This is a genomic window from Parashewanella curva, from assembly GCF_003675895.1.
GTDB classification, from domain to species: domain Bacteria; phylum Pseudomonadota; class Gammaproteobacteria; order Enterobacterales; family Shewanellaceae; genus Parashewanella; species Parashewanella curva.
Genome location: NZ_ML014765.1, coordinates 1 through 19868, shown reverse-complemented (window position 1 = coordinate 19868; position 19868 = coordinate 1). Strand labels below are relative to the sequence as shown.

Here is a 19868-nt window from a genome sequence, read left to right as displayed (position 1 = left end):
TCTATTCCTCTAGTGTTTTCTCAATGAAATTCCAAGTTTCACGGGAACAATTCTCCCAAGAAAAGTATTTTGATCGTTCAAATGCGCCAAACGCCAATTTATAATTTTCACTATCAGAATTTAACATAATTTTTTTTAAGGCTAACTTTATTGAAAATGGATCTTCTGGATCAAAAAACACACCGTTATTGCCTAAAACTTCAGGCATTGGTCCTTTATTTGAACATGCAATAGGCTTAAAAGATGCCATCCCTTCGAGTAAAGTTATAGATATTGTCTCACAAGAGGAAGCAAAAAGAAAAATGTCGTGTTTGGCAATCAACTTTGGTAAATCAGAATGCTGAACTCGCCCTAGATCATGAAAATTTTGAGGACATTTTGCATTACACATAGCAGAGTCAGTTAATTTTTTTGCTTTACCCCCGCCCCCCCCTGCTAAAGCAAGGTTAATTGAGTAACCTTCTTTATTAAGCTGATCAACTGCTTGTACAACATTCCATTGGTTCTTATACATTGAATAGTTGGAAACATAAATAACAGAAACTGGCTCTAATAAACTCAGCTTTACATGTGAAATATTAAGTTTAAATATGCTATTGACACCATGAGGAATAATTTGAGTTCTAGAGATGCTTCCTGTTTTTCTAATTACAAGATTTTTAGCATATTCTGTTAAAAAAATTGTTCCTTTACTTGCTCGAACTGTTGAAATTTGTAAAAAATAAATAAACAACATTCTAAAAATAGAACGAGTAAACAAAAACTTTCTTATAGTGCCTTTCTCAAAACTAAGTGCATCTTGGCTTAATGTTACAAATGGGGAAAAACGGCATAATGAAGAAGCATCTGAACTAAAAAGCACATCACAGTCGTGATATTCGAGCTCCTTTTTTAATAAAAACTTTTGCCAATAAAGGTTTTTTATAATTCCTGATTCAATATACGAATTACTATGTTTTTTTAACCAGCTATTGTCTGGAAGCTCATTAAGAAGTTCATTATATGACCATATATGAATTTCTTTGATATTATGGCTCTCCCGATCAAAGCAATTGATAATCCCTTTTATGTGATCTATTGCACCACCAGATTTATTTCTAGAAGCATCAACTCCAACAATTATTTTTTTCAATTGTGTTTTTCTCTATATATAGACAACAAAGAATCAATGGTCAATTCAGGTGTAATTCTTTTAGATAAAGACTTGCTTTTATTTGACATAAGTTCAAACTGACTGTTACTCATACTAATAAAAGATTTCATCTTTTCACTCAATGAAATAACATTGTTACTTTCGAATGAATAGCCATTTGCATCATTAATCAGAAATTCACTTGCAGCTCCGCACTCATCAGACAACAACAACGGCATTCCCATCGCTGTGAATTCGTGAATTACAACACCCCACTGTTCATGAGAACTAGGTAAACAGCCCACCCCTCCCTTCATTAGTTCGCCTACTAATGCATCACGTTGTAAAAAAGGTATATGAATTATTGAACTAACATTACTGCTCTTAATCAAAGACTCCATTTCACCAGTACCTATTATTATAAGTGGCCATTCATTTTTTTCATTTTCAGAAAGTAAAGAATACGCTTGAATTAAAGTATCAATTCCCTTTACAGGATCGAGCCTGCCAACAAAAACAAACCTCTTACAGGCATTTGTTTTTGCATTGAAAAAATGAGGTTCAGCTGATAATAAATTATAAATTATCTGATTATCTTTATAGCCAAATTTTCTAGCATAAAGATATTGCGGTTTACCTGCAACCCACATATAATCGAAAATTGAACGATAAAATATACGGAAATAGTATTGCCCTACTAGTTGTCTAAAACTACCTTTCCATTGATCATCAATACCACAAACAACGTTACATTCATAACCTTGCACTCTATAATGTTTAATGGCTTTTAAATAACCTTTATCCATCCAACCACTGACATAAATAATATTAGGTTTATGTGACTTTAAAAACTCTAATAACGAAAAATCATCGAAGCGGCTTCTTTCATAAAAATTAACACCTTCGATATGTGGTAATTCATAACAAGTAGAGTTAATACCTTTAGGCAACCAGTGAATAACTTCTATGTCTTCAACATTATTTTTTTCAACTAATCCTTTCAAAATTGATTCGACATATCCAGCCAAAACAGAATACAGGTAAACAATCTTAATTTTTTTCATGTACGCCCTTAAATGTAAAAGAGACAACCGCCCAATATAATATACTAATTAGGCTCCCGACATTTGATATATAACCTTCAAATATGGATAAAAGTAGAATACAAACAAAAATAATAACTATGTTATTATTTACCCTCCTGTTTTTATAAAGGTACAGAAATGAAAACACATTTATTAACATGAAGAATAAAAAACCTATTCCTCCACTAAATGAAAGAATATCAGAATAAGACAGCTCGCCACCACGCCTAGAAAACTCAACGCTTTTGTCAATAACAAAGCCAACCCCAACCATAGGGCTGTATAAAAATGAATTCAACTGAGCTTCAAAAATAGACAGCCTATTACTAAAATCTAATAAATTTCGACTTTTAGAGTCAACACTAGACAAAAATAGAGTTGATGAGTAAACATAAGAAGATATAGAAAGAAATGAAGTAATCAAAGATAAAATTAATTTGTATCTTAATTTAATGCCAAAGTCTATAAAGATTACAGAAAAAGCAAAAATTCCAAAAAACACACCTAATGACGCCCTACTTTTAGACAGGATAATAATGATAAAACAAGACATGATAAACGCTAAAGAATATAAAATGTAATTTTTATTAGTCTTTTGTTTCACACTAATTAACTTTGAGAACACAAATGCAGCTGATAAAGCTGCAAATCCTGACATAGAATTGGGGTTACCATAAATACCATGAAACCTTGAGTCTTCATAGAATGAAGGAAAAGCTATCATCGGAATACTAACCAACACAGAAAAAACACTAACATTACCAAGAATGCATATTAAGCGGTACAAATCAAAATTTGATGTGAGAAAATTCAAATAAATAAAAAACATCAAAAGATAAGGGAAAATGTAGGTTATAGATTTAAAATTAATACCTGAATGAATAAGTGTTGAAAATATAGACACAGTCAGGAATAGAAAATAAAAAACACTACAAATATCAATGCTAAATTTATTTTTCGGCAAAGTTAATAGACAAATAGATGTTAATATTAACACTCCCCACTTTATAATTGTAACTTTCCCTTCAAATGGAAAACTTATATCCGTAATAAGTAAAAATGCTAATAAGTAATAAAGTGGCTTATATTTCATTTTTTGTTATATAAATCCTTCAGTTTGCATATTTCCTTTGCTGGATTCCCCCCAATAAATGCACCTTCAGAAAATGTTCCTTTAACTACAGAACCTGGCGCAACTAATGAGTCATTACCAATTACCGTCCCACCTAAGATTTTAACTCCAGTACATATCCAGCAATTATCGCCAATAAAAACATCTTCACACCTACCCTCTCCGGCCACTTTTCCACCATCAACGTTCACTGTGTGCGTACCTGTAACAATTGATACTTCTGGTCCAATATCGACTTCACTGCCAATTCGAATTACACCATCACCATAGCATTTAAAAAAGTGCCCTAAATAACTCCCATCTAAAACTGTTAATTTAGCCGTTCCCACTATTGAAATAGAAGAAACTATTCGACTCGATTGTGAGAATTTAAACCCACATAAATTCAGTAAGAAAACCTTAAACTTAAACAACCTTGTTTCAGGCAATATACTTATCATAATACAAATCAGCTTTATCAGGTAGCTCATAAATTAGTTCCAAATTTACCCTTAGAAACAGAGTTGTTACACATCATAAAATAAACACTTAAAAACATATAACCAATCACTGATGAAAATATCATAGCAAATGCGTTAATTTCATTCGACATATATATATACATATACTTAAGAAATAAACTTAGAACTAGGGAAAAAGCTAGTACTTTGTATACTTCAAAAGAAAAATACATATCAGTATAGAAACCGCAATAAATAAAGCAAACAAATAAAACTGCCATTAAGGCCTTACTATAAAAATCAATTAGAATAGATTGTGTCAACCATATACCAACAATCCAATCAAACGAAATAACTACTAAAACAAGAAGGAAAACAGCAACAGCCAAAAGCAAATGAAATCTATATTTAATTTCGGTAAATTTTTTCCAATCTTTATCTTCTAATACCTTTTTTAGAGTTGCCCATAAAGGTGAAACTAAAAGGCTATAAGGCAACATCACAACTCCCATCACTCTATATAATATATCATACTTTGCAACTTCAGTTCCTGATGAACAATTTAGTAAAATAATCCTATCCAGACCAATCATCAAAAGAAATAAAAGCTGTATTAATATTATAAATATACTGTTAGACAAAATCCTTTTCAATAAAACCCAGTCAAATGCAACTGTAAAGCCCACCCTAAAGTCGATATTAACAACAAAAAAATATACACTCGAAAATATATAAGGAGCTACTTTAGATAAGCAAAACAATATAACAACATCATCAACTGTAACATCCTGGTAAAAAAACTTAATCAAAACAACATTTATAAAAGCAACAAAAAATGAATTAACAAAAACTAAATTACCTTTGTGAACAGCATAATTTAATTGATCAACAATTGAAAATAAAAAATAAACAACACAAGTCACTAACAAGATAAACAATGTTTCATTTTTTATAGCTTCAATTTTCAGCGCATCAAAATAAATCACCAAGAAATAAAAAAATCCTATCATTACCAAAACAACAAGTGCTGTTACAGTATAAGTTATTAGGACTGTCTTTCTTATTAGGGCAAAGTCTTTTTCAATTAAAGCTTTTGTAATTACATTTCTTGCACCTTTAGCCACCCCGAAATCAAATAAAAACATCCAAGTAGTAACAGAAATAGCAGCAGTATATACCCCATAACCTTCGACACCTACAAGCGACACAATTAAAGAAACCAAGTAAAAATTTAGCACTATGCTGCCAAATTTGTACAAACTGCTCCAGGAAACTTGCCTTAAATACATCCAGCACCTTTTATAGCATCTTCAATAATATTATGCTCGTAAAAATCATATGCCAAAAATTGCTTTCCAATTTCATGATATTGTTTGTTACCTGGATTATTAAATTCCAAATATCTATGCAGTTCATTTTGACTTGTTATAACAACTCCTGGTAATTCAAGGCTAGAAACATCCGGTATTAATCCTCTCTTATTTTTATAATGTCTGCTATTTGGACGTATAAATGTTATTTTTTTATTAGTCGCAATGAAGTCTATAAACACCGACGAATAGTCCGTCCACAACTCATCAACACTCCCTAACACCTCATAAAGTGAGGTTTTTTTCATATAAAAATAGTTTTCATCAATCATCATTACATTGCTTAACTTAGTGAAATTATCTATTTTTATCCTTTCGTAAGGGTGAGGCTTAATTATAAGAGTAGTATTTTTCAACTTCAATGTATCATTTAATCTCTCAATATCAAAACTCTGAAACCCGAAGAAATCATCAACTTCATTTTTTTCTTGGTAAGTTGGTAACCAAAAAATTATTTTACCAGACAGACCCAAATCAACTTTATTATTATTTTTAAGTAGATTATTCCTTGGCAACCCTGTTAACAACACCTTTTTAATATCTACACCAAAGGCATTTGACATTACTTTTTGATAAATTCCCGATGTAGCGATAGTATAGTGAAACTGTGGTTGTGGTTGCTCTTCTATATAATGGCCTATTCTTTTTAATGGCATACCATGCCAGAGGTTGATCACTACTTGTCTTGTGCTATTTAAAGTTTTAAAACCCTGAAATAAACCATGAGTATAATAAATTCTAGAACTAGTAATAATAGAGAACAGCCCCATTATTGATAACTTTGGATATATCGTACAGTTTTTGGGTAGCCAACTTGGTTCTTTGTAATTATTTGAGCTAAGAAGGATTATAATTTTTTTGTAATCATGAAGATATGGCAACATCCCCCTCAGCATGTCATCGAAGTCGGGTTGCCCAGTAAAAACAACTTTTTGAGAGTCTTTTTTTATTATTTTATTAAGGGTGTTAACCACTGTCATCAACAGCTTTTTCATTTATTACCTACTTATTTTACTTAAGCACTTAACTAACTCTATTGTTTCATGTAATTTATTCTCCAACTCCTCCAACTCATTATCATTAACTGATGAAAGCTGTCTTTTAATTTGGGTCGTCGAAATATCTTTAGTTCTTTTTAGATATTTCACTTGGCAATAGTCTGACAAATAATCAAACTCACCGTTCCAATCGTCACCAATTGCAAATATAGCTACGTTATATTTCTTTATATCTTTTACTTTTTGATCCCATGAAGCTTCTTCAATAACTTCATCGACATACACACAACTTTTCAAGATTTCTACTCTTTCATTATAAGAATAATATGAACACTTTCCTTTAACTTCGTTAAATTCATCACTAGAAACGCCTACAATGAGCTTATCACCTAGGCTTTTAAGCCTCTTAAGTAAACGGACATGCCCTATATGAAATAGATCAAATGTTCCATATGTAATCACTACTTTACTCATTACATATTCCCTTTGTGTCTATAGTATTTTTCCTAATTAAATTTGAAAATTTAAATTCATCATGATCTACCAATATCAAGTTTATATCCGCTAGCTCTATAGCATTTTCAAACTCGACTAAAAACCCGCTTTGTAGAGTGTTAGGTAATTTGTGTATATTTGGCTCTACAATTAATACTTGACCACTATGAAAAGCACAAACTTCACTCGTAATATTTAAAGCTGGACTTTCTCGTAGATCATCAATGTTCTTTTTAAATGCTAATCCGTAACAAGCAATTGTGACTTCACATACTGTTTTTTCTGGATTTGATTGCAAAAAATCTGCTATTGCTAATTTTACTTTATTAATTACCCACTCTGGCTTTGAATCATTTACCGTACGAGCAGTATGGATTACTCGCGCTTCTTTCGGATTTTTTGACACAATAAACCAAGGATCAACAGCGATACAGTGCCCACCTACACCGGGACCTGGTTGGAGGATATTCACTCGGGGATGGCGATTTGCTAGTGCAATCAATTCCCATACATTTATATCTAACTTGTCACAGATAATTGATAACTCATTTGCAAAGGCAATTTGGACATCGCGTGAGCTATTCTCTGTTAGCTTTGCCATTTCTGCAGTTCTGGCATTTGTAATTACACATTCACCTTGTACAAAGGTTTTATAGAGTTCAACTGAACGTTCAGAGCATTTGGATGAAATGCCTCCAATAACTCTATCGTTTTCAACTAACTCTCTAACGACGTGACCAGGTAGAACCCGCTCAGGGCAATGGGATACATTTACGTCTGCATTTTCACCGTGGGTTAATGGAAAGCTCAAATCAGCTCTCAGCTTTGATAACCATTCAGCCATTTGCTCTGTAGCACCGACTGGTGATGTTGATTCCAAAATCACTAAATCACCTTTTTTAAGCACTGGAGCAATAGCTTTTGTTGCAGCTTTAATATAAGTCAAATCTGGTTCTGGTATTTCTGCACCATTATCTTTAAATGGAGTAGGTACAGCTATCAAAAAAGCATCTGCTGGCTCTGGTGTTGTAACTGCTTTCAAATAACCTTCAGAAACAGCTGCATGTACAATCATATCCAAATCAGGTTCAACAATATGAATTTTACCTTGATTAATTGTATCGACTGCATGTTGGTTTACATCAACTCCAATTACTTTTTTCTTTCTTGATGCAAACATTGCGGCTGTTGGTAAACCGATATATCCCAAACCAATTACTGAAATAGTTTCGAATGGCATTTTCTTTTCCCAGAATAATTTAAAACGTGTTATTTTCGCCTGAAAGTTTGGCTGCTTATAAATGAAGTGATTCTTACTTTGCAAGCTCTTCAAGAATTTTTTGGCATGCTTTACCATCACCGTATGGGTTATGAGCAAAACTCATTGCTTCATAGGCTTCTTCGTTTGTCAGTAATTCATCTAAATTCGCTGTGATGACATCTACTTCCGTACCAACTAGCTTGACGGTTCCTGCTAATACGGCTTCTGGTCTTTCAGTTGTATCACGCATAACCAAAACGGGTTTACCCAATGAAGGGGCCTCTTCTTGTATACCGCCCGAATCCGTAAGAATAATTTCTGCTCGACTCATCAAATAAACAAATGGTAAATATTGCTGTGGTTCAATAAGAATAACGTTATCGATCCCTGAAAGGATACGATTTACAGGCTCTCTGACATTTGGATTTAAATGTACAGGGTATAAAATTTGCGTCTCAGGATGTTTTTTTGCTGTTATTGCTAGCGCTTCACAAATTCGCTCAAAACCACCACCGAAGCTTTCACGACGGTGACCAGTTACTAAGATGAGTTTTTTGTTTTCATCTAAAAACGGAAATACAGCATTTAAAGTCGCTTTTAAATCATCATCAGTTTTAATTTTTTCATTGACTATCAATAGTGCGTCAATAACGGTATTTCCAGTAACATATATGTTCGATTCTTGATAGTTTTCAGCAAGCAAATTTTCTTTAGACGTTTTAGTTGGTGCAAAATGGTATTTAGTCAATGCACCTGTTAATTTTCGGTTTGCCTCTTCTGGCCATGGGGAGTAAATATTGCCAGTCCGAAGCCCTGCTTCGACATGCCCTACTAATATTTGCTCATAATATGCTGCTAGACTTGCAGCAAAGGTCGTTGCAGTATCGCCATGAACTAAAACGACATCTGGCTTAAAGTCTTTTAATACTGGGGTTAACTCTAAAAGAATTCGGCTTGTCACTTCTGGTAACGTTTGTCCAGCTTTCATTAAGTCTAAATCGTAATCAGGCGTTATTTCAAAAAGATCTAAAACCTGATCTAACATCTCTCTATGCTGAGCCGTTACGCAGACTTTGGCATCAAACCGAGCATCTTCGTTGAGAGCGTGAACCAGTGGAGCCATTTTAATTGCTTCTGGTCGCGTACCAAAAACCGTAAGAATTTTCTTTTTATTTTCCATCACTTATTATCCTTAAGCTTTATCACTCTCATACGCATAGTTGTAATACCCGTAGCCGTAGCCATAGGAATTTGAAGCTTTCTTCTCTACCGCATTGAGAATGAAGCCTTTGACTTCTGTTCCAGCTTGGTTAAAGCGATGCTGTGCGACTTCGATTTCCTTAATGGTATTTTGACCAAATCGGCCAACCATTAATGTTGTACCAGCATGCTTGGCGATAATGCTAGGGTCGGTCACTGCAAGAATTGGAGGCGTATCAATTAGTACAATGTCATATTGTTCTGACACAAGTTCTAGCGTTTCTGCAAATCGACTATGCATCAATAATTCTGATGGATTGGGTGGCACTTGGCCTCGAACCAGTACATCTAATCCTTCGACTGATGTCTGTTGAATGGCTTGCTCTAAGCTACCTTTGTTGGTAATCACCTCTGATAAGCCAATATCATTTTTGGCTTTAAAGTAACGAATTAAATGACCTTTACGTAGATCAGCATCAATGACTAATACTTTTTGACCAGCTTGGGCGAGAATGGTACCAAAGTTTGCAGTAATAAATGATTTACCCACGCTTGGTGCAGGGCCTGATATCGCGACAATATTGTTTTTTGATTCCAGCATTGCAAAGTGCAAACTAGTACGGAGTGATCTCAGTGCCTCGATGGCTAAGTCGGCTGGATTTTCAGCAGCAAGTAAGCCATGCTTATTGCGCTTTTTCTTGCTGTATCGGACATCTAATAACTTTTGCTCTTTAGAGTCTGGGATACTGGCATACACAGGCAAACCTAATTCTTCAATCTCATCGGGGTTTTCAATACCACGATGAAGGGCTGCCTGAATAAGCGTGATGGCAACGCCAAACATACCGCCTAACAAAGTAGCTAATACAGCTATGAGTGGCTTTTTCGGTTTAACAGGTTTGGTGTAGGTTCTTGCATTATCAAGAATACGAACATTACCAACAGTACCCGCTTTTAATATGTTTAACTCTTGTACCTTATTAAGCAGTTGTACGTAAATTTGCTGATTCACTTCAACATCACGCGTCATCCGCAGTATTTCACGTTGAGTTTCAGGCATATTTTGTACTTGAACTTCAAGGTCGTGCTTTTGCTTTAGTAATACTGCTTTTTGTTGAAGCAGCGACTTGTAGGCAGGGTGATCTTTGGTAAATTTTTGGCTTAATTCACTTTCTTTGAATTTTAGGTCGTTGAGTTGTGATTCTAACTGCACCATGGATTGAAGCGTAGCTTTTGCTTCAAGTGTGAGGTCTATGGAATCATGGGATTGTCGATAATTGTTTAGCTTGCCTTCAGCGCTATCCAGTTCTTTTTTTACATCAGGCAAATGGCCTTTTAAGAAAGATAAGCTTTTCTCGGCTTCTGCAGACTGACGCTCAACGTTTTGTAAAAAGTAGTTTTGCGCGATGCTATTTAAAATCGCTTCAACCATTTTAGGCTTTTCGCCTGTATAGGAAAGCTGCAAAATGCCTGTTTGCTTGCCCTTTTCACTTACACTTAAACTTTGCTTGAGGCTACCAATGGCATCGATTTCGTTTACTTTTTGAATAGTAAAACTATCTTCAGCCTTGCCTTTCAATGACTGAACAAACAGCTTGTAACCTTGCCCTTTTGCCAGCTCACCAACCTTACCGTTAAGCAGCGTTTTTTGTTCACCATTACTGACTAATTGATACTCTCCAGCTTCAGCATTAGTAATAACTAGGGTGTAGGAAAGTGGTGACGTGATGGGTTTCAGGTACTCAGGTACATCAAATCGTGAAACCTCAATACTGTTTTGATTACCTGTTCTTCTCGCCCACCCTTTACCAATAATCGGGAAGTAGTTTGGTGAAGCCGATGTGGTTAGGTTTAATGATTCAACGGTTTTTCCCAAAATCATTCTTGAGTTGATGATTTCAATCTCTGTTGTTGCAGAAGATTCACCACCGAATAAGTCGCCCATGTCTTCACTGAGAAGCTGTGACATTCCGCCTTTCTTATCTTCGACTTGTATTAGCGCATCTGATTTATAAATGGGCGTAGAGAAAAGTGCAAAGGCAACACCTACAGCGGCGAAAAGCATCGTGATGATTAATATTCGCCATTTATCATCAAGTAGCAATCCTATGAGTTTACCAAGATCGATTTGATCGTTAGCACTTTGTGTTACTGAGCTTTTTGTTTGAGTTGTCATATACATCTAGGAAAGTGAATTTAAGACCTTGCCTTAATTTTCTGAAATCGAATTAAGACGCTGGATATCTGCCACATGGGAAGGGCAGTATTTGCATTTACAATTTTTTCGCCCACTCACGAGTACTTTGGTCGATTAATGAGTAAGCATGCTCAAAAGCTTCTTTGCTCATTTTATAAGGATCTGGAATTTCCTTTTGACCAATCCATTGCCCTAACAGCATGGTTTTTCCTCTTACAGCAGGGTTAATGCTGGTCACGGCATCAATATGGCCTTTTTCCATTACCAATATCAGATCGTATTCATTGCACATCTCTCGTGTTAATTGCTGAGATTGATGCATTGAAATATCGAGGCCATTTTCTGAAGCAAGCTCTATCATGCTGTTATCTGCAGGCTTGCCTTCAAGCTTGCTCTTTTTCGATGCAATGCCCGCTGAAGCAATATGCTTATTAGGTAATTGCTTTTTTAGTAAATATTCACCTACTGGCGAGCGACAAATATTCCCTACACAGACCACTAAGATTTTATTAAACATTTATTTATGACCTTTACCACATAATGATTAATGACACCTAATCAATTCGTCAGCTTATTGTTGGTATCCGCACCAACATTAATCGCAGAAACAGAAGGAAGTAACAAGCTAATGACTTTATTCCAGCGAGCAAGCGGCGCTGAGGTTACATAAACAATATCTTGTGGTTCTAACTGAAATTGATTTGCCAAAACAAGTGCTATCGCATTTTTGGCATGTAATTGGTAAACATCAGCAATAACTCCGTCTTTTTCAATATCACGTTTGCGTAAAACAAAAATACCATTTGCATCTGCACTGCGTTCGTTGATGCCGCCAACATCCGCTAATGCTTGTGCAAGGGTAATACCATAACGATTAATATCCACAGCCCCGCTTCGGGTTACGTCACCTAAAACAAATACTTTTTGCTGATCAACACGGTTGATATGCACAATGTCACCATCTCTTAATAGACGGTTTTGTGATAAATCACCACGGGTGTAAAAATCATTCAGACGAATAACTTCTGACTTGTCTCCGCGAGAAAATGTCACATCACTCCAATCTGCTTGCTTGGTCAGCCCACCAGCTGCATTAATCGCATCAACCAGAGTGAGGGGAACTTCTGTAATGGCTTCGACACCCGGTTTTTGTACTTCACCAGTGATGTAGACCTTTTGACTTTTATAACCGACAACTTTTACATCAACTTGTGGTTTTTCAATCACTTTACTGAGCTTGTTAACTAAGTCGGAATGAAGTTCCTGAACCGTTTTTCCCGCAGCCTTTAAACCTGCTGCGTAGGCATAAGTAATGGTGCCATCTTTTTGAACACGAATACCATCAAAGTCCGCAGTTCGTTGCGTCGCAGCTGGTATGGTTAACTCTGGGTGATCCCAAACACCGATAGCTAATACATCACCAATCCCAATTTTATATTCATAGTTTTTGGTATTTGGCAATTTGTGAGATGTAATTAATGCTTGTGAATTTTTACGAATTCGTCGTTGTTCAGCGATCAATTTTGAATCAATAACAGATACGTTAACATTGGCTAAATCTTGTTGTAATTGTTCCGTATTCCCACTAAAAGAATCTTCACCTGATATATGGCTGCCGGGAACAATAGTACAGCCTGAAAGCAATAATACAGGCATTAACTTGACGACCTTGTTGAAATGTATATTCATGTTGTTTTATTTTTAAAGCAAGTAATAAGGTGAGGTAAGCTATTGAATAGTTTGTGAATGATTTTTGAGGAATAAAATTTTGGCACGCTACCGCCACTAAGTTGTAGCTCTTACTGCGCTTGCCAAGCTTTATCCTTAGCTTACTTAATGCTGAGGTAGTTATGCTTTGTTAAGCCAACCACAATTCTTTTTCCTTAATGAATTGATCACCAAAGAATCAGGACAGGAATTCTACACACATATATAGCTTGTGCCAAAGCTTATTTTTTGAGTTTTTTCCTAGGTATTTTCTTCTGTGTTTAGATTTTTTAGTCTAAAGGCAGCCTTACATGCTCATACTTTAGTTGTACAAATAAAAGTATCCCGCTTTCTCCAGAGTCAAAGTTGATAACTCTCTATTTTTTAATTAGAAGCATCACATATATCTGAGCTAATATGCTTGATCGGTTATATTTCCAAGATGCTTTCATTTTTTTTAACAAGTTGCTTTGAAACTAACTTTGAACCAGAAGTATTTATTGGTTCATTTAGATTTTTAGTGAATTGATTGACATTTTCTAACCCCATCACGTAATTCTGGATTTTCGCTGCATCTCTCGAAGCCCTTAATATTTCTTTAGGTTCATCCTGTAGAACCTTAATCCAAGCATCAACATAGGCGGCATGCTGACCAAAATCATGACCGATTTGGAGCTCATCACCGATCATGAGAGAGGCGATTTCGGCTCTGAGTTCTTCTTTGGCGTAGGATTCATCACCGAAGCGGCCTGACATATCTCTGTTGAGTCTGTGGCTGGCGCCAGTCGAATGTGCTGCCTCATGAAAAATCGTCGCCAGATATCGATCTGCGGTTTCAAATTGGGATTTGGCGGGTAAATGAATGCTGTCAGTTACAGGGCTGTAGTAGGCATTGTCGTGCTGATCATGATGAAGACTAACACCAAGATTATTGATGATTTTCTCTGCTCGTTCATGCCGTTGCCAGTCTGGTTCGGTTTTGATTTCAAGCTCTGGTAAGCCTTCAATTTGTGCGGCATTGAAGACAACAGCACTGAAGACTTTGGGCTTTTCTAGTTTGATAGTTTCTTTCAAAGGCTTTCCATCTACCCCTAAGATCTTTTTGCCGTTACAGTCGGTTTTATCTACCTTATCGAATAGTTTCCAATATTGAACGATAGTGCCGTGTTGTCCTTTCATGACTTTGGCATCGAGGCTATTGGCTTGCTTGAAAGTCATCCATCTTGGATCTTCTCGGCCTTGCATGGCTAACCAAATTGCATTGGAACCTTTATATTTAGTGCCACTGACTGGATTATGTGGCATTCTTGGCTCGCCCGGCTTCCATGGCAATTGCCAAGGCGCAGTGCCTTGTTTTAATTGCTCAATAAGCTTGTTTGCTATTTGCTCATAGTATGGGACTTTGCTCTTTTGGTTCGTAGGCATGGTTTACTCCTCATCAGTATCAACTTCGGTGGCTTCCCATGCGTTTTGTTCAGACAACGCATCTTCCTCAAATGCGCCAAGTTCCTCGGCTTCTGCTTTCGTGACTTCTACAATATTCTGCGGTGTGTTGAGCAAAATTAATTTTTCATCAAGTTTAGTGTTCGAGTTGGTGTTCATAGTGGTTTTCCTTATTTTGTGCAAAACGGGATTTGGCAATTGAATTTTGTGGTGTAAATCTTTGCTTAAATCGTTCTAATGCGGATTGGGGTTTGGCTTGTGTAGTCGCTTGCAGGTTTGGTGATGAAGTGGTTGGCTGAGCTTGGGGCTTTACCGCTTGAGTTTGTTGAGATTGCTTTCCTATGGTTACTCCTTGCTGTGCCAAGCGTTGGTAATCCATGGGTTGTGGTTTATAGCCTGTGACGTCCATTCCCTTGATTTTGGCTTGTAACCAAGCTTCACGTTTGAAGTTTTGACTACCTCTAAGCTTGATTTGTTGCCAGCCTCGATGTTTGGCAATCGCCAATAAATCCATAATGATTTTGCTGTGTTCAAGCCGAGTTTGGAGCTTGTTGCCTTTGTCGATAAAGGCCAGCGCTGCTGAGTTTCGATTTGGGAAATAGCTTTTACCATTTGCAGAGGTATAGCGCATATACAGATGCTTAGGCATCGGCATTTTTGACTTTTCTTCTTCTGGTTGTTTCTTGTTTGGTTTCGTAGGCTGTGTCGGATTGTCTGGCTGTATTTCTAATTCAGTTTCTGGTGCCATTGCGTGTTCAGACGTAGTTTTTTTCGGCTGTGTAGCTATGGCTTTGAGTACAGGCCTGATAGGCATAATGCTATTAAGTGGTGGCTGTAATCGTTCTGGTTTTTGGTACTTCAGCTCTGGCCAACAGCGTTCAATGTAACCTTCGATTTGCTTTTTCACTCTGAATACACTGTTGCTCATATGTAAATCATTAAAATCGGTTAAGCCATGTTGAATTTGCTCTGTAGAAAATTTAGGGGTTAGCCAATGCCCACCAACTAAGTTGGCTGACTCTCTGGCTTTTTGTATGCCTTTGTTGATTTGATTTTTATGGTCATTGTCGGCAAGAAATAGATGTTTGGCATTGGGATATTTTGCACTGATTTTTTCAGCTACTTTGGGCATATTGCCTGCATCGACGGTCATCACTACACTGCGACCTGTGGCCTCGACAATACTGGCTGCGGTCGAATAGCCTTCTGCATACAAAATTGGCTCATTAGTGTTTAGCGGCCTATCACCGACCACGAAGAAATGTCCTGATTTCTGTGCGCCTTTTTTTAGGCACTTAAAGCCATTAGAGCTGACCCTCTGAAGGCTATGGATATTTTGTTCAGTATCATAAAGTGGGATCACCAAGCGGCCTTTCTTGTCCTGACATACACCGGGATAAGCTTGTACGCCTTTACGATTCAAATAGCCTTGACCAGAGTTTGCCGTGGGTAGCTGTCGATACAATTGAGTGCAGCGTTTGGCATGATGTTGTTGCTTTTGATTAAGGCTTTGCTCTCGTTTATAGCGAATATTGGCCATGTGTGCCTTTTGATGAAGACGTGCGGTTGGATCGGCCTGCTCAAAGCTTGCATGCCATTTTTGTGGTTCGCTATGATTGCGGTGATCTTGATACCAGCCAACGGGATGTCCATCATTAAACACGGCATAGACGCCACTTTTTTGCCCTCGTTTATCGTCCTGTGTCGCTACCCGATGAATTTGCCCATCCATCATAGGTGGCTCTTTCAGTAAAAAGCCTGCGGTTTCCAGCACATTGTTAAATTCAAGCAGAGAATCAGTATCGCTGTGCTGCTTCATCATATTGGGATCGGGCAGCCAAGGTTGAACTTTGCGTTTATCAGTGCCCGCTTTGGCGAACCACAAGCCTTGTTCACCATCAAAGCTGATAGCCGAAACACCATTACTGAGTCTGCCTATTTCTTCTTGGGCTTTTGCTCTATCGTCATAACCCACGGCCAAATAGGTTTTATGTTTCAATTGCTCATTACTCATAGTTTTCATCTCCAACTACGTTTTTGAAATTGGTAACCAAGTCATTCATTGGTGTTTTTTGATATATAGGCTCGGGGTTTGGTTGGCTCGACTGCGATGTAGCACTATTGTCAGCTTCAGATTGCTCAACACTTGTTGTATCGCCATCCTCAGCGCAGCGAATTTGAGTGATAGTGATTGAATGCTGTTTAGGCGTAACCTTGGGAATATTCGGTATTGAGTAATGATTTTTATCTGGATAATTACCCCGAACACTTAGCTGTTTGTCTTGATACCAACGCAGTTTTTTACATTTCACCGGAGGGCAGTTTTCTAGGAGTAAAATGGCATTATCAGCGCCCATTTGCATTAACTCTTGTGGCAGCATTAAGGCTCGTCCGTGATCGCTAATGTTTTCACTTTTACCACCTTTGCCTGATAGCTGACGGCTTCGACTGCGGTTGTTGATCGTGGAAGTGCCAAGGCTATCGGAGATCTCTCTCGCAACTTTGGGATTTTTCGGTGCAAACACAATTTGCAGCGCATGGTTATCTATTAAGGTTTCAGCACCATCATGACCGTAGATTTCTCGCAGCTGGGCTGGAGATTGAATAATGGTAAGCAATCGTAAGCCGTAACCTGCAACATAGCTAATGCCTTTGCTTAAGATGTTGACTTTGCCAATGGCTGCAAACTCATCGAGTAGTAATAGCACTTGATATTTCAGCTGTGGATTTTGCTCAGGCAGCTCTCTGGTATTAAGGTCAATCAGCTGTTGAAAGAACAGATTAATCAGTGGTGATAAACGATTTAAATCATCGGGCGTGACACCCACATAAATCGACATTTTATGCTGACGTATATGGCGAAGATCAAAGTCATTACCTGCGGTCACGGCATCAATTACAGGGTTATAAAAAAGCTCTAAGGCTGAAGTGAAACTTTTTCGCACAGAACCACGAGTGCGCTCTGGTGTATCTAGATATTCTTTTAGGGCTAACAGGCATTGGCTAGATAAGCTGACATTGGAATCCAGCCTCAATTCTAATTGCTGAGCCAGATATTCATCGCCTTGAGTGAGTAATCGTAATACCTCGCCCATAGTTACGGGTAAAGGTGGCGATTCAATCAGGTACAAGACTAATCCAAGCCATAAAGAACGAGCAGAGGCTTGCCAAACTGGGGCTTCGTTATCGATATTGGGAAACAGCATTTGCCCTATTTTCTGAATATCGTTTATCCGAAAACTAGGATCATTAGAGATGTAATACAGTGGATTCCAGCGATGGCTTTGGTAGTTTCTTGGGGCAAGATTAAGCAGAAAACATTGCTGGCCGTGAGACTTTCTAAACCCCGCGCTGATGTGCCAATTCTCTTGTTTGATATCTAAGACTACGACTGAATCTTTCCAACTTAGTAGATTTGGAATCACCACACCTACGCCTTTACCGCTTCGAGTCGGTGCAGACATTAATACATGCTGCTGCCCTGCAAATTGTAGATATTGCTCTGACAATCCAAAGCGTTTTTTACCAACAACAATGCCGGATTTAGCCAGTAATCCTGCCTGTTTGATCTGCTTGGTATCGGCAAATTTGGCATCACCGTAGAGAGGTAGCTGTTTTGTTTTAAGCTTCTTAGCAACAAAGGCAATTACAGGCGCAAAGCCGATGGTAACGGATAGAATGAGATAAAACTGTGTGATGCGTTGATGCCCAAAGTAGTATGCGTATTTGAAGATGGTTATCGGGCTGGATTGTTTTATATCAAGGTTGGCGAACCATAAGAACAAGGCACCACTGAGCCACAGGCTTGCGATTAACACGCCAATGATGCTTGATAAAATTAACCAGCCACGTTTACTCATTGTGTCTCCGTAGCTTTGGGATTAAAGAACACTTCACTGACAAAACGTCTGCCGTTTACCACTTGCAGCTGCACAATCACATCGACGCACAAATTCAAAAGCTGTTTAATGTCTTCTCTGGATAATGACGAACCTGCTTGGCTTTCTTTTAGCAGTAACATCAGCTGCTCTAATGCCAACTTGGGGCTACCTGCGTGCATGGTAGTGATGCTGCCCGGATGACCTGAATTGATATTGCGAAGAAAGTAAAAGGCTTCATCGCCACGAATTAACTCTGCGACAAACACTCGGCCGGGCTTCATTCGTAAGCTGGCTTCTAACAACTGCTTTTGAGTGATATTGGCCACGCCATGATTGCCTGCGGAGTAGAACAAACTGACGGTATTGGAGTGGGTGTTATACAGCTGCAATTCATCGACGTTTTCTATGGTTATCAATCGCTCTGAATCAGGAACTTGTTGCAGTAATGAGCGCAGAAATGTAGTTTTACCTGAGCCTGTCGCACCAGAAACGATAATGTTTTTTCGCAGCTTGATGGCGAGTTTTAGAAAAGCGGCAATATTGCCATCTTGCTTAAAGGCCAACAGCTGGGCATCGGTTTCATTCTGACTGCCATCAACATGGCTTTGTTGTGAAAAATAGCCCTGCCGTTGATACTCGTCCAAGGTAAACACGGATTTGGACGGCTTGCGGATAGTAATGCTGATCTTACCTACTTGAGTGACTGGAGGAATGGCAATTTGTACTCGTTCACCATCAGGCAAAGTGGCGGATAATATTGGATGCACGGCATCCAGTTTTTGACCTGAATAAGTAGCAATTAACTTACTTAATCGTTGGCAGTACTCCAAAGTCAGTGATTTCACTTTATGTTGTTTCCAGCCACTTTCCCTTTCAGTTAGCACTTGCAATGGTTGATTGATGACAACTTCCGTGATCTGTGGTGGATATAAATAAATGTTGAGTACGTTAAGGTGCTCGTATAAAGCAACAGCACGATTGGGTTCAATTGCAACTTCATTGGCTAAGTTTAAGCTCATAAACACTCCTAAAATCTAAGTCTCTAGCTACGAATACATTGATGTGTTCCCCTTGGTTTTTATACAAAGTTGGTTTGATATGAATTGAGTCTTGCAGTGCAATAGAAGCGAGATCTTTAGTGCCGCCAATGGTGTCTCCGAATTGGATTTTATTGCTATTTCCTTTGGATTTATTGGCGTAATAAGTGCCGACATCACCAATCAGACTGAGTAGCATGGCACTGCCAAATCGCTGTCCAAAATGACCATCGACATAACCACTGTGACCACTGCGGCCAAGGTTATCGGTTCCCGGTGACGCTAAATCCAAAATCACGCCTGTTGGGGTTTCGATGCGATCCCACAATACAAAGATTCGAGCTTGCCCTTGCTCTAATCCAGCTTGGTACTCACCAACAATATGACTGCCTTTTTCGAGCAGCAATACCTTGCCATTGGTAGAGTAAATATCACGACTTAATTGACAACGGGTCATGCCTGCTACGTCGCTGCTAATGGCGGTTTCTAA

The 19868-nt window shown here is 37.8% G+C and carries 18 protein-coding genes; all 18 read right to left on the bottom strand.

Going from position 1 to position 19868, the window contains the following annotated elements:
* Window position 1 precedes the first annotated feature (1 nt).
* A complete protein-coding gene (locus D5018_RS06950; RefSeq protein ID WP_121838288.1) occupies window positions 2-1132 on the bottom strand; it encodes a glycosyltransferase in 1131 nt (376 codons plus the stop codon).
* Window positions 1129-2196, bottom strand: a complete 1068-nt coding sequence (locus D5018_RS06945; protein WP_121838287.1) for a glycosyltransferase — start codon at window positions 2194-2196, stop codon at window positions 1129-1131. The genes D5018_RS06950 and D5018_RS06945 overlap by 4 nt, the downstream gene beginning before the upstream one ends.
* Entirely contained in the window at window positions 2183-3310 is a 1128-nt protein-coding gene (locus D5018_RS06940; RefSeq protein WP_121838286.1) for an O-antigen ligase family protein, read from the bottom strand. Before D5018_RS06940 ends, D5018_RS06945 begins: the two co-directional genes overlap by 14 nt.
* Window positions 3307-3819, bottom strand: a complete 513-nt coding sequence (locus D5018_RS06935) for an acyltransferase (RefSeq protein WP_121838285.1) — start codon at window positions 3817-3819, stop codon at window positions 3307-3309. Before D5018_RS06935 ends, D5018_RS06940 begins: the two co-directional genes overlap by 4 nt.
* Entirely contained in the window at window positions 3816-4997 is a 1182-nt protein-coding gene (locus D5018_RS06930) for an MATE family efflux transporter (protein WP_133309250.1), read from the bottom strand. Before D5018_RS06930 ends, D5018_RS06935 begins: the two co-directional genes overlap by 4 nt.
* Before the next feature lie 71 nt (window positions 4998-5068).
* A complete protein-coding gene (locus tag D5018_RS06925; protein ID WP_121838283.1) occupies window positions 5069-6154 on the bottom strand; it encodes a CDP-glycerol glycerophosphotransferase family protein in 1086 nt (361 codons plus the stop codon).
* Window positions 6155-6157: 3 nt separating this feature from the next.
* A complete protein-coding gene (locus D5018_RS06920) occupies window positions 6158-6631 on the bottom strand; it encodes an adenylyltransferase/cytidyltransferase family protein (RefSeq protein ID WP_121838282.1) in 474 nt (157 codons plus the stop codon).
* On the bottom strand, window positions 6624-7892 hold the full coding sequence (wecC, locus tag D5018_RS06915; RefSeq protein ID WP_121838341.1) for a UDP-N-acetyl-D-mannosamine dehydrogenase: 1269 nt from the start codon (window positions 7890-7892) through the stop codon (window positions 6624-6626). Before wecC ends, D5018_RS06920 begins: the two co-directional genes overlap by 8 nt.
* 73 nt (window positions 7893-7965) lie before the next feature.
* Window positions 7966-9093: a non-hydrolyzing UDP-N-acetylglucosamine 2-epimerase gene (gene wecB, locus D5018_RS06910; protein ID WP_121838281.1), complete on the bottom strand. Its 1128-nt coding sequence runs from the start codon at window positions 9091-9093 to the stop codon at window positions 7966-7968.
* A 12-nt stretch (window positions 9094-9105) separates the two neighbouring features.
* Complete coding sequence (locus D5018_RS06905) at window positions 9106-11289, bottom strand: polysaccharide biosynthesis tyrosine autokinase (protein ID WP_121838280.1); 2184 nt, start codon at window positions 11287-11289, stop codon at window positions 9106-9108.
* Window positions 11290-11386: 97 nt separating this feature from the next.
* Complete coding sequence (locus tag D5018_RS06900) at window positions 11387-11827, bottom strand: arsenate reductase/protein-tyrosine-phosphatase family protein (RefSeq protein WP_121838279.1); 441 nt, start codon at window positions 11825-11827, stop codon at window positions 11387-11389.
* Between the two features lie 41 nt (window positions 11828-11868).
* Complete coding sequence (locus D5018_RS06895) at window positions 11869-12999, bottom strand: polysaccharide export protein (protein WP_121838278.1); 1131 nt, start codon at window positions 12997-12999, stop codon at window positions 11869-11871.
* Between the two features lie 447 nt (window positions 13000-13446).
* A complete protein-coding gene (locus D5018_RS06890; protein ID WP_121838277.1) occupies window positions 13447-14442 on the bottom strand; it encodes an ArdC family protein in 996 nt (331 codons plus the stop codon).
* A 3-nt stretch (window positions 14443-14445) separates the two neighbouring features.
* Entirely contained in the window at window positions 14446-14619 is a 174-nt protein-coding gene (locus D5018_RS06885; RefSeq protein ID WP_121838276.1) for a conjugal transfer protein TraD, read from the bottom strand.
* On the bottom strand, window positions 14597-16474 hold the full coding sequence (locus tag D5018_RS06880; RefSeq protein ID WP_121838275.1) for an LPD7 domain-containing protein: 1878 nt from the start codon (window positions 16472-16474) through the stop codon (window positions 14597-14599). Before D5018_RS06880 ends, D5018_RS06885 begins: the two co-directional genes overlap by 23 nt.
* Window positions 16467-18320: a type IV secretory system conjugative DNA transfer family protein gene (locus D5018_RS06875; protein WP_121838274.1), complete on the bottom strand. Its 1854-nt coding sequence runs from the start codon at window positions 18318-18320 to the stop codon at window positions 16467-16469. The genes D5018_RS06880 and D5018_RS06875 overlap by 8 nt, the downstream gene beginning before the upstream one ends.
* Complete coding sequence (virB11, locus tag D5018_RS06870; protein WP_121838273.1) at window positions 18317-19360, bottom strand: P-type DNA transfer ATPase VirB11; 1044 nt, start codon at window positions 19358-19360, stop codon at window positions 18317-18319. The genes D5018_RS06875 and virB11 overlap by 4 nt, the downstream gene beginning before the upstream one ends.
* Window positions 19338-19868: type IV secretion system protein VirB10 (gene virB10, locus D5018_RS06865; RefSeq protein WP_133309249.1), on the bottom strand; the 531-nt coding region annotated here is incomplete at its 5' end. The genes virB11 and virB10, both read right to left, overlap by 23 nt.

Bases quoted from the DNA above. Each gene is read 5' to 3' on its own strand.
- D5018_RS06945 (WP_121838287.1), bottom strand. From the start codon at position 2,196: ATGAAAAAAATTAAGATTGTTTACCTGTATTCTGTTTTGGCTGGATAT.
- D5018_RS06940 (WP_121838286.1), bottom strand. From the start codon at position 3,310: ATGAAATATAAGCCACTTTATTACTTATTAGCATTTTTACTTATTACG.
- D5018_RS06935 (WP_121838285.1), bottom strand. From the start codon at position 3,819: ATGAGCTACCTGATAAAGCTGATTTGTATTATGATAAGTATATTGCCT.
- D5018_RS06925 (WP_121838283.1), bottom strand. From the start codon at position 6,154: ATGAAAAAGCTGTTGATGACAGTGGTTAACACCCTTAATAAAATAATA.
- D5018_RS06920 (WP_121838282.1), bottom strand. From the start codon at position 6,631: ATGAGTAAAGTAGTGATTACATATGGAACATTTGATCTATTTCATATA.
- wecC (WP_121838341.1), bottom strand. From the start codon at position 7,892: ATGCCATTCGAAACTATTTCAGTAATTGGTTTGGGATATATCGGTTTA.
- wecB (WP_121838281.1), bottom strand. From the start codon at position 9,093: ATGGAAAATAAAAAGAAAATTCTTACGGTTTTTGGTACGCGACCAGAA.
- D5018_RS06905 (WP_121838280.1), bottom strand. From the start codon at position 11,289: ATGACAACTCAAACAAAAAGCTCAGTAACACAAAGTGCTAACGATCAA.
- D5018_RS06900 (WP_121838279.1), bottom strand. From the start codon at position 11,827: ATGTTTAATAAAATCTTAGTGGTCTGTGTAGGGAATATTTGTCGCTCG.
- D5018_RS06895 (WP_121838278.1), bottom strand. From the start codon at position 12,999: ATGAATATACATTTCAACAAGGTCGTCAAGTTAATGCCTGTATTATTG.
- D5018_RS06890 (WP_121838277.1), bottom strand. From the start codon at position 14,442: ATGCCTACGAACCAAAAGAGCAAAGTCCCATACTATGAGCAAATAGCA.
- D5018_RS06885 (WP_121838276.1), bottom strand. From the start codon at position 14,619: ATGAACACCAACTCGAACACTAAACTTGATGAAAAATTAATTTTGCTC.
- D5018_RS06880 (WP_121838275.1), bottom strand. From the start codon at position 16,474: ATGAGTAATGAGCAATTGAAACATAAAACCTATTTGGCCGTGGGTTAT.
- D5018_RS06875 (WP_121838274.1), bottom strand. From the start codon at position 18,320: ATGAGTAAACGTGGCTGGTTAATTTTATCAAGCATCATTGGCGTGTTA.
- virB11 (WP_121838273.1), bottom strand. From the start codon at position 19,360: ATGAGCTTAAACTTAGCCAATGAAGTTGCAATTGAACCCAATCGTGCT.